The following is an 8,027-nucleotide window of genomic DNA, read 5'->3' on the forward strand; positions in this document are numbered from 1 at the left end:
TCTCGGTGGAGGTGATCCAGCTACAGAAGCGATCCCAGGTATTTTCGCTCTGGGTGCGTTGTAAGGTTGTGGTCATTGGTTTATGATTGCTGTTTGCTCTTTGGTAAGAACGGAATGTTTTTTATGTATGTACCTAATTTATCCCGATTGTTAAGGTTTGTAAAGCTTTCTCAGTTTTGTAGAGCTGATGGCACTCATCAGTTTTGCTGATGAGTGCCATTCGACGGGGTATAATTTTGGAGGATATTGGAAAACTCTTGTGCCCTCAGCAAAATATGAAGAAGCTGGAAACTGTTACTAGGAAAAGAATTGGTTGCAACAATGGCGAATCAACCCTTAGATCGGTAACACTAAAGATCGATATTACTAAATTTACGAGGTAATTATTAATGTCTAACCTTACTAGTCTCGAATCTCCTGCTGCCACACCCATATCGAAATATCAATGGAGCTACAAAGGACAGTCATTAACCATTGCTTATGAGACGGCAGGGAGGGGAGAACCAATTCTCTTATTACCATCCTTTAGTACAGTTTCTAGCCGCACAGAGATGTCTGGCTTGGCAAATTATTTATCCCCCCAATTTCAGGTCACTACTGTTGATTTCCCTGGTTTTGGTGATTCGACTCGATCGAGGTTAGATTATTCGCCACCACTTTATCGTCAGTTTCTAATAGACTTTATTAAGGATATTTATACATCACCGATCGCGATCGTCGCAGCCGGACATGCCGCCGGATATGCCATAGATTTCGCCGCGAACGTGCCCAATAGTGTCGCTAAATTAGTTTTAGTCGCACCTACTTGGAGAGGGCCATTGCCAACGATGGCGCAAGGACAAAAGCCTTGGTTGCAAACGGTTCGAGACCTAATTCGCACGCCGATCCTCGGTCAATTTTTGTACCAATTAAACACAACTCCGAGCTTTCTAAGATTTATGTATCGGCGACATGTTTATGCCGATATCGGTAAATTAACACCCGATTTACTCGATCGAAAACGACAATTGACTCAACAGCCAGGCGCGAGATTTGGGGCTGGAGCTTTTGTAACTGGTGGGCTAGATCCTTATGTAGATCGATCTGATGCAGTCGCCGACCTTCAATCTCTGAGTGTACCTGTAACGATCGCGATCGGTGAAAATAGTCCACCCAAATCAAAAGCAGAAATGCTCGCGCTTGCAGCAGTCGGAAATGTCATCAGTCAGACATTACCTGGCACCCTGGGCTTGCACGAAGAATATCCTACCGAATTGTACGATGCGATTTTACCTTTCCTGAAATCTTGATGCTTCGATCTCGATCAGGTTTTGGGATAGGATATGAGGCGTTACTGATTTAAGGTACGGTCTTCTGTTTTAGCAACGGAATTATCAGCCGGCTCCCCACTCCCCGACCGATCTCCCTGCTTGCAGATCCATCTCTTTCCTACCTAAATTCAGCAACGCTGAGTAAGCTCGATCTTCCCCGATAATATCTAGTTAAACTGTCGCAAATGTCATCAGCCACACCAAAATTCAGACTCAATTCTGTCTTCAAACAACTAATGTCCGTTCATTGGTGGATGGCGGGGTGCTTTCTGTTACTGCTACCTAGCGGTCAAATTATGGCAGGACTTCAAGGTGAAGTCAGCTATCGTGAATTATTATTTGCTACGCACAAGTCCTTAGGGGTACTCGTATTATTGCTGCTCGGTTGGCGCGTCTACCTATTAGTGAGAGTTTGGGGCAAGAAATACCGTAAACATCTACCCAAGTTGACTGGGAATTGGTATTTTACAACTGGCCTACATAGTCTGTTGTATCTGATGATGTTCGCAGTACCAATGAGTGGTTATTGGTTATCTAATGCTTACCATACAAATAATATCAGTCTGTTTGGCTTGCCAATGCCAGACCTATTCCCAGTGAATTCAGACGCTGCCTCTCAAGCTGGTGTGATTCACGATCGAACATCGAAAGCTTTTGTTATTTTTATCTTTATCCACTTTACTTGTCAACGCAAAGTGGTCAAAGCTAATTGGCGCAGACTCTCTACCTGGACAAAAACAAAATGGAGTAAGCCGAATTAAATCCGCCTCACTCCAAATAAATTAGAAATCACTAAAATTAGCGATCGAATCCACTACTCTCTTTACAACTTCATCGACACCAATTGCCCCTAATTCGCCCTCAATTCGGGTACGAATGCTAATTGTCTTGTCTTCTACCTCTTTACCGCCAATGATGCCGACGACGGGGATTTTCTCCTTCTCAGCGTTGCGAATCATCTTACCTAACCGCTCGTTACTAGTATCTACTTCAGCACGAACGCCGAGAACGAGTAATTTCCCACAGACTTCTTTCGCGAAGGGAATAAAGTCTTGAGCAACAGGAACTAATCGCATTTGGACTGGAGCCATCCACAAGGGGAAATCGCCAGCATATTCTTCGATCAGAATCCCGATTAACCGTTCGAGGGAACCAAAAGGTGCGCGGTGAATCATTACTGGACGTTGGCGGCTGCTCTCCTCGTCGATGTATTCTAGTTCAAACCGTTCGGGGAGAATATAATCTACCTGAACGGTGCCCAATTGCCACTCGCGATCGAGTGCATCACTAAAGATAAAATCAAGTTTAGGCCCATAAAAAGCTCCTTCGCCAATGCCGATAAAATGAGGCATTCCCAGTTTTTCAACAGCGCGTTGAATTGCTGCTTCTGCTTTATTCCAAGTCTCCTCAGATCCCAGGAATTTATCAGAATTTGGATCGCGGAAACTTAGCCGTGCTTTGAAGTTTTTCAGGCGAAGTTTCTCGAATACCGATAGAATCAAATCGACCACATTGAGAAACTCCTCGTCTAATTGTTCGGGAGTCACAAACAGGTGAGAATCATCGACTGTAAAGCCGCGCACGCGAGTCAAACCTCCGAGTTCGCCAGATTGTTCGTAGCGATAAACCGTCCCAAATTCCGCATACCGAATTGGTAAATCGCGATAAGAACGCAAATCGCTTTGATAAATTTGGATGTGAAACGGACAATTCATCGGCTTCATCACAAAGCCATTATCCGCCGCAATATCTTCGAGATTGTCCGCCATAATTGGGAACATATCTTCCTTGTATTTTTGCCTGTGTCCCGACTTCATAAATAGATCGGTTTTGGCAATATGCGGCGTGACTACAGGTAAATATCCCCGTTTAGTCTGTTCCTTTTTGAGGAAATCTTCTAATGTAGAACGTAGAATTGTGCCTTTTGGTGTCCATAATGGCAAACCAGGGCCGACTAATTCTGAGAAAATAAATAAGCCTAATTCCTTGCCTAATTTCCGATGATCGCGGCGGAGTGCTTCTTCCTTGCGGCGTTCGTATTCAGCGAGTTGTTCGGGAGTTTCCCAGGCGGTACCATAAATCCGTTGTAATTGTGCCTTAGTTTCATCCCCGCGCCAATATGCACCCGCAACTGATTCGAGTTTAAAGGCTTTGGGGTGCAAATCGCCAGTATTTTCGACATGCGGCCCCGCGCATAAATCCCACCACTTATCACCGAGATGATAAAGGGTAATCGGTTCTTGCAATCGGGCGAGAATTTCTAATTTATAAGGTTCGTTGAGCGCGAAAATTCGGGCTTCAGCTTCGGATCTGGTGACTTCTTCTCTTAATACTGGCAATTTCTGATTGATGATTTTAATCATCTCTCGCTGAATTGACTTCAGATCCTTGTCTGTAAAGGCATCAGGGCTGTCAAAATCATAGTAGAACCCATTTTCGATCCACGGGCCGATCGTCACCAGAGCCTTGGGAAACAGCTTCTGTACCGCCATCGCCATCACATGGGAGGTGGTGTGTCTAATTTTTTTGAGGGTTTCCGATTCGCTGGTTTTGGGTAGATAGATTTTTTCTGGCTGTTCGGCGTTAGACATGGGTATGACTAGTATGTAGCTAAATTGAATAGTGACGTAAGGGGGGAAGGGGTAAATGTTAATTTAACGAAGAGCAGGGGGTTTAAATCCCCATTTTAAGCACCATTTACGACTTACGATTTACTTAGGTCTTTCCATTTTACTGGAATCAGACAGCCGCTGATTCAGATTTAGCACCCAACCGCACTAAGGTGTCTAATTGCGATCGATTTAAGCCTTTGACTCCGCTGAGTCGGAGATCTTGGTAAGGTGTGCCCAGATCGATCGAGTATAATGCTTGGAGCCGTTCTGGATGTCGGCATCCTCACAGTTTAATCGAGTCATCCATGCTGCATATGACTAATCGATCGGGATGGGGCAGAATCGAGATTGAGACAATTTTTCCCTGGTGCGCCGGAAATAGATCGAGGCAAATTCGATCGTGGAGATTCCACGTTGATATCGGACTATCTTTGTTAAATAGTTCGATCGTACAGCCAACCTTCTGAGCCAGCCGAAGGTCATTCTCTGACGCGCAGCTTGTACTTACTCAAATTTGGAAAACCGTATCATCAAAGAAATCGATTTGTCTAGTACTCGATCGATCCGCAAGTGCTAAATTTCAATAATTCTTCAACCAGCAGTCGTTATAATGATTTAAACGAAACAGAAATCTTTTATAATTAAGTCATTATGAATAATAATTATCTAGTCGCGGTATTGTCCGATCGCATTCAAGCCGAATCAGCATATACGCTGTTGGAAAAGCAAGGCTTACCTCTGAGCAAAATTACTATTCTCGGACGTGGTTATAAAAGTGCGGATGAATTTGGACTGATCGACCCTAATGAAATCGCCCAAAAACAAGCTAAATTAATGGCAATTTGGTTGATACCATTTGGTTTTATTGCCGGAGTTGGATTCAGTCTTGCTACCAGTTTACAAACATTTGCTTGGGCTGGAGAAATCGGTAATCATGTCGTAGGTGGTTTCCTCGGTGCAATTGGTGGCGCGATGGGTAGTGTTTTTATCGGCGGCGGTGGCGGTATTGCCTTTGGAAGTGGCGACTCTCTGCCATACCGCAACCGAATTAATGCAGGTAAATATCTCATTGTTGTCGAAGGTTCTCAACTGTTAATCCAACAAGCAACTACTATATTGCGTAAATTCGATCCCGAAAACATCCAAAGCTACATTGACATGTATCAATAAATAGCTAGGAAGCCCAGATCGATCTTAAATATTGCACCGATGTATTTGAAAGATTAATTTTCACAACCGAGAATTAAATTATCAATTCTCAACTCTCAACTCCCAATTATCAATTAATTTCAAATGTTGCCTAGAGAAGAATTATTAAAACGGGTCGAAAATCGTGAAATCGTAGCACGAGCGATCGATCTAGCCGAACAAGCAATTAAAACGTGGGAAGTAGTCGAAACAGACTTTCTCTCTCCACCAGAAATCGCTGAAGTAAAAGGCGTATTTAGCCGTCTCACCGACATCGAAGTAATTGCCACAGGCGGCTATCTTCAAGCCGAGAGACAGCGACTAGGTATTTGTCGGAGCGAAATACCCTTTGAACCCAGTCAAGTTCCCTTGGCAGCCGTACATATCGCTGGTAATTTCCTGTTCGATCCGCCCACGCATCGGGATTTCTTAGGCTCGATGTTGGGTTGCGGTATCGTCCGCGATAAAACAGGTGATATCATCGTATTGGGCGAACAGGGTGCTCAAGCGATCGTCGCACCAGAATTAGTCGAGTTTTTAGAAGCCCATTTGACTCAAGTTCGATCGGTACCTGTCAAAACTCGACAGATAGATTTGAGTGAATTAAAGATTCGCGAACCGAAGAAAAAGGAGATGGTCACAACGGAAGCCTCCCTCAGATTAGACGCGATCGCTTCTGCTGGATTTGGGATGTCTCGGAGTAAAATGGTCGATCTAATTTCAAGTGGTGATGTCCGCGTAAATTGGAAAGATATCAGCCAGTCTGCTCATGCACTCAAAGCAGGCGATTTAATTGCTATCCGTGGCAAAGGTAGGCTAGAAATCGGCGAAGTAGCCATCACTAAAAAAGAAAGATATCGGATTAATCTCACTAGATATATGTAACGAAGTAAGTTGAAAGTTTAATTGTAAGAATGGATGCTATTTCGTATTCTTATTTTGTAACTATTTCTATCTCCCTCCCTCCCCCCTCCTCCTTCCTCTTCTATGCAAGTCCAATTTCGTGAGTTCAGTCAGTTTGATGTTTGGTTTTGGTTGGAGTTTAGTAATGTACCTTCAGAGCAAGAGAAAAAGTTAGTCGAGGAAGTGTTTTCTTCTTGGTTTTTCTTGGGAAAATTGGGCGGATTTAATGCCGAAAATAGTCAAGTTCAAGAAACAGGATTAGATCTCAGTTATATGGATTATGACAATGATGCTGCCGACAGCAGTATGATGTCAGTGATGCACAATATGGGAGACTTTGAATACGAAGGGAATTGGGCGAGATGCTGGCTAGATTTAGGCACTAGTGACTCGATCGCGATTGATGTGTTAATCAATTCACTTTACCAATTAAATAAAGAATATGTCGAAATTCTACAATTATTAATTGGTGGTGAGAATGAAGAATGGGAGATCGATCCTAGTTATAAAGAATCTTTATTCCAGGATATTAACTAGAAGGCTGTTTGGAAATACGGAGATCGAAGATAATATCTCCGTATTGCCAAACAGTCTTTTAGCGATTGACGATCGATTTACCACCGATAGTTTTAATACCAAGTCGATCGATCCCCAATCTAACTTTTGATAACTTAAGCTGCGACTACAACTTTAACAGTTTTATTTTTGTCATCTTCTGCCTTTGGTAAAGTAAGTTTCAAAATCCCATGTTCGTATTTAGCTCGAACTCGATCTTGCTGGACTTTTTCTGGGAAAGAGATAGTGCGATGAAATGCACCATAGCGAAATTCCGACCGCTTGCTGTCTCGTTCTTCACTCTGATTTGATTCCTGACGTTCCCCCTTAATTACTACATAAGCCGGATTGACTTGGATTTCAATTTCTTCGGGTGTTAAACCAGGAACTTCCAATTGAAGATAAACATTATCTGTATCAGTATGCATTTCTGCTGCTGGTACGAATGTGGTCGAAAGCCAACGATCGTCACCTTCGGCTAAATTTTCAAACAATCGATCCATTTCTCGTTGTAAAGTGGTGATATTGTGGAGTGGTTGCCAACGAACTAGTGTCATGATGATAAACCTCAACTTTACGAATAGTAATTGACTGAGTTGGGATAGATCGACATAAGAATGTCAATCTTAGCCTTTGCTTTAACCGTGAGAACAGCGATCTAATTGAGTTGTTATCGATCGATTTATCTCTCTGTCGGTCGCTTGTTTATAAGTTAACAAAAGTCCGAAGATAGATTGGTTCGGTTCTCAGCCCAATTAAGGTTCACTTTCCCGAATCTCGATCTGATTTTTAAGTTTTTCAACACCTAATCTGAAAAATACTGGAACTCAGCTTATCCAGGCTTCTCTATTCACGATTATGACTGACACAAAGAATCATCGCTGGCAATTTTGGATCGATCGAGGTGGTACGTTTACAGATATCGTCGCCCAACGTCCCGATGGTGAAATTATGATTCACAAACTGCTGTCAGAAAATCCCAGTAGATACACAGATGCACCGATTCAAGGCATTCGAGATTTATTGGGATTGGCTTCCGACGCACCGATTCCGGCTAGTGCGATCGAAAGTGTCAAAATGGGTACCACCGTTGCCACCAATGCCCTATTAGAGCGGACTGGAGATCGAACTTTACTAATTATCACCAAGGGCTTTGGAGATGCCTTACGAATTGGCTACCAACATCGTCCCCAAATCTTTGCACGGCAGATCCTCCTGCCTGAAATGCTCTACGATCGAGTCATTGAGGTTACCGAACGTTATACAGCGCAGGGCGAAGAATTAATTCCCGTCCAAATTAGCGATACTCTAATCCAATCGGTTAGAGTCGAGGGGGGCTATTAAACCCCGCCCCTCTCTGTTCGATCTGTACGTGCGACTTTCATCGCATACAGCTCTCGATATTCTTAGATTGCTCTTTTGCTTGTGCTAGGTTCAGATTCACGTGGTTCGTGTATTG

General features: G+C 43.3%; 8 protein-coding genes and 1 pseudogene. 7 read left to right on the plus strand and 2 right to left on the minus strand.

Features of this window, described 5'->3' with window-relative positions; all coding sequences use genetic code 11:
- Window positions 1-389: 389 nt before the first annotated feature.
- A complete protein-coding gene (locus tag RMO55_RS01075) occupies window positions 390-1,289 on the plus strand; it encodes an alpha/beta hydrolase (RefSeq protein ID WP_310422174.1) in 900 nt (299 codons plus the stop codon).
- A gap of 206 nt (window positions 1,290-1,495) precedes the next feature.
- Complete coding sequence (locus tag RMO55_RS01080; RefSeq protein WP_310422177.1) at window positions 1,496-2,071, plus strand: cytochrome b/b6 domain-containing protein; 576 nt, start codon at window positions 1,496-1,498, stop codon at window positions 2,069-2,071.
- A gap of 21 nt (window positions 2,072-2,092) precedes the next feature.
- Here RMO55_RS01080 and thrS read toward each other — a convergent pair whose 3' ends face one another.
- Complete coding sequence (gene thrS, locus RMO55_RS01085) at window positions 2,093-3,901, minus strand: threonine--tRNA ligase (protein WP_310422179.1); 1,809 nt, start codon at window positions 3,899-3,901, stop codon at window positions 2,093-2,095.
- Window positions 3,902-4,152: 251 nt separating this feature from the next.
- Between thrS and RMO55_RS01090 the strand changes: the two genes are divergently transcribed.
- From RMO55_RS01090 to RMO55_RS01105, 4 genes are all read left to right on the plus strand, one after another.
- Complete coding sequence (locus RMO55_RS01090) at window positions 4,153-4,389, plus strand: hypothetical protein (RefSeq protein ID WP_310422181.1); 237 nt, start codon at window positions 4,153-4,155, stop codon at window positions 4,387-4,389.
- Window positions 4,390-4,573: 184 nt separating this feature from the next.
- A complete protein-coding gene (locus RMO55_RS01095) occupies window positions 4,574-5,092 on the plus strand; it encodes a hypothetical protein (protein ID WP_310422184.1) in 519 nt (172 codons plus the stop codon).
- A 123-nt stretch (window positions 5,093-5,215) separates the two neighbouring features.
- Window positions 5,216-5,995 (plus strand): photosystem II S4 domain protein, encoded by a 780-nt coding sequence (locus RMO55_RS01100; RefSeq protein ID WP_310422188.1) that lies wholly within the window; start codon window positions 5,216-5,218, stop codon window positions 5,993-5,995.
- A gap of 102 nt (window positions 5,996-6,097) precedes the next feature.
- Window positions 6,098-6,550, plus strand: coding sequence for a DUF3531 family protein (locus RMO55_RS01105; RefSeq protein ID WP_310422191.1), 453 nt, complete (start codon window positions 6,098-6,100; stop codon window positions 6,548-6,550).
- 134 nt (window positions 6,551-6,684) lie between these two features.
- Here RMO55_RS01105 and RMO55_RS01110 read toward each other — a convergent pair whose 3' ends face one another.
- Entirely contained in the window at window positions 6,685-7,125 is a 441-nt protein-coding gene (locus RMO55_RS01110; protein WP_310422193.1) for an Hsp20/alpha crystallin family protein, read from the minus strand.
- A 301-nt stretch (window positions 7,126-7,426) separates the two neighbouring features.
- On the opposite strand from RMO55_RS01110, the pseudogene RMO55_RS01115 reads away from it, so the two are divergent.
- Window positions 7,427-7,879: pseudogene (locus RMO55_RS01115) on the plus strand (hydantoinase/oxoprolinase N-terminal domain-containing protein); the annotation flags it as partial.
- Window positions 7,880-8,027: the final 148 nt, after the last annotated feature.

Source organism: Chamaesiphon sp. VAR_48_metabat_135_sub (genome assembly GCF_031418915.1).
Taxonomy (GTDB): domain Bacteria; phylum Cyanobacteriota; class Cyanobacteriia; order Cyanobacteriales; family Chamaesiphonaceae; genus Chamaesiphon.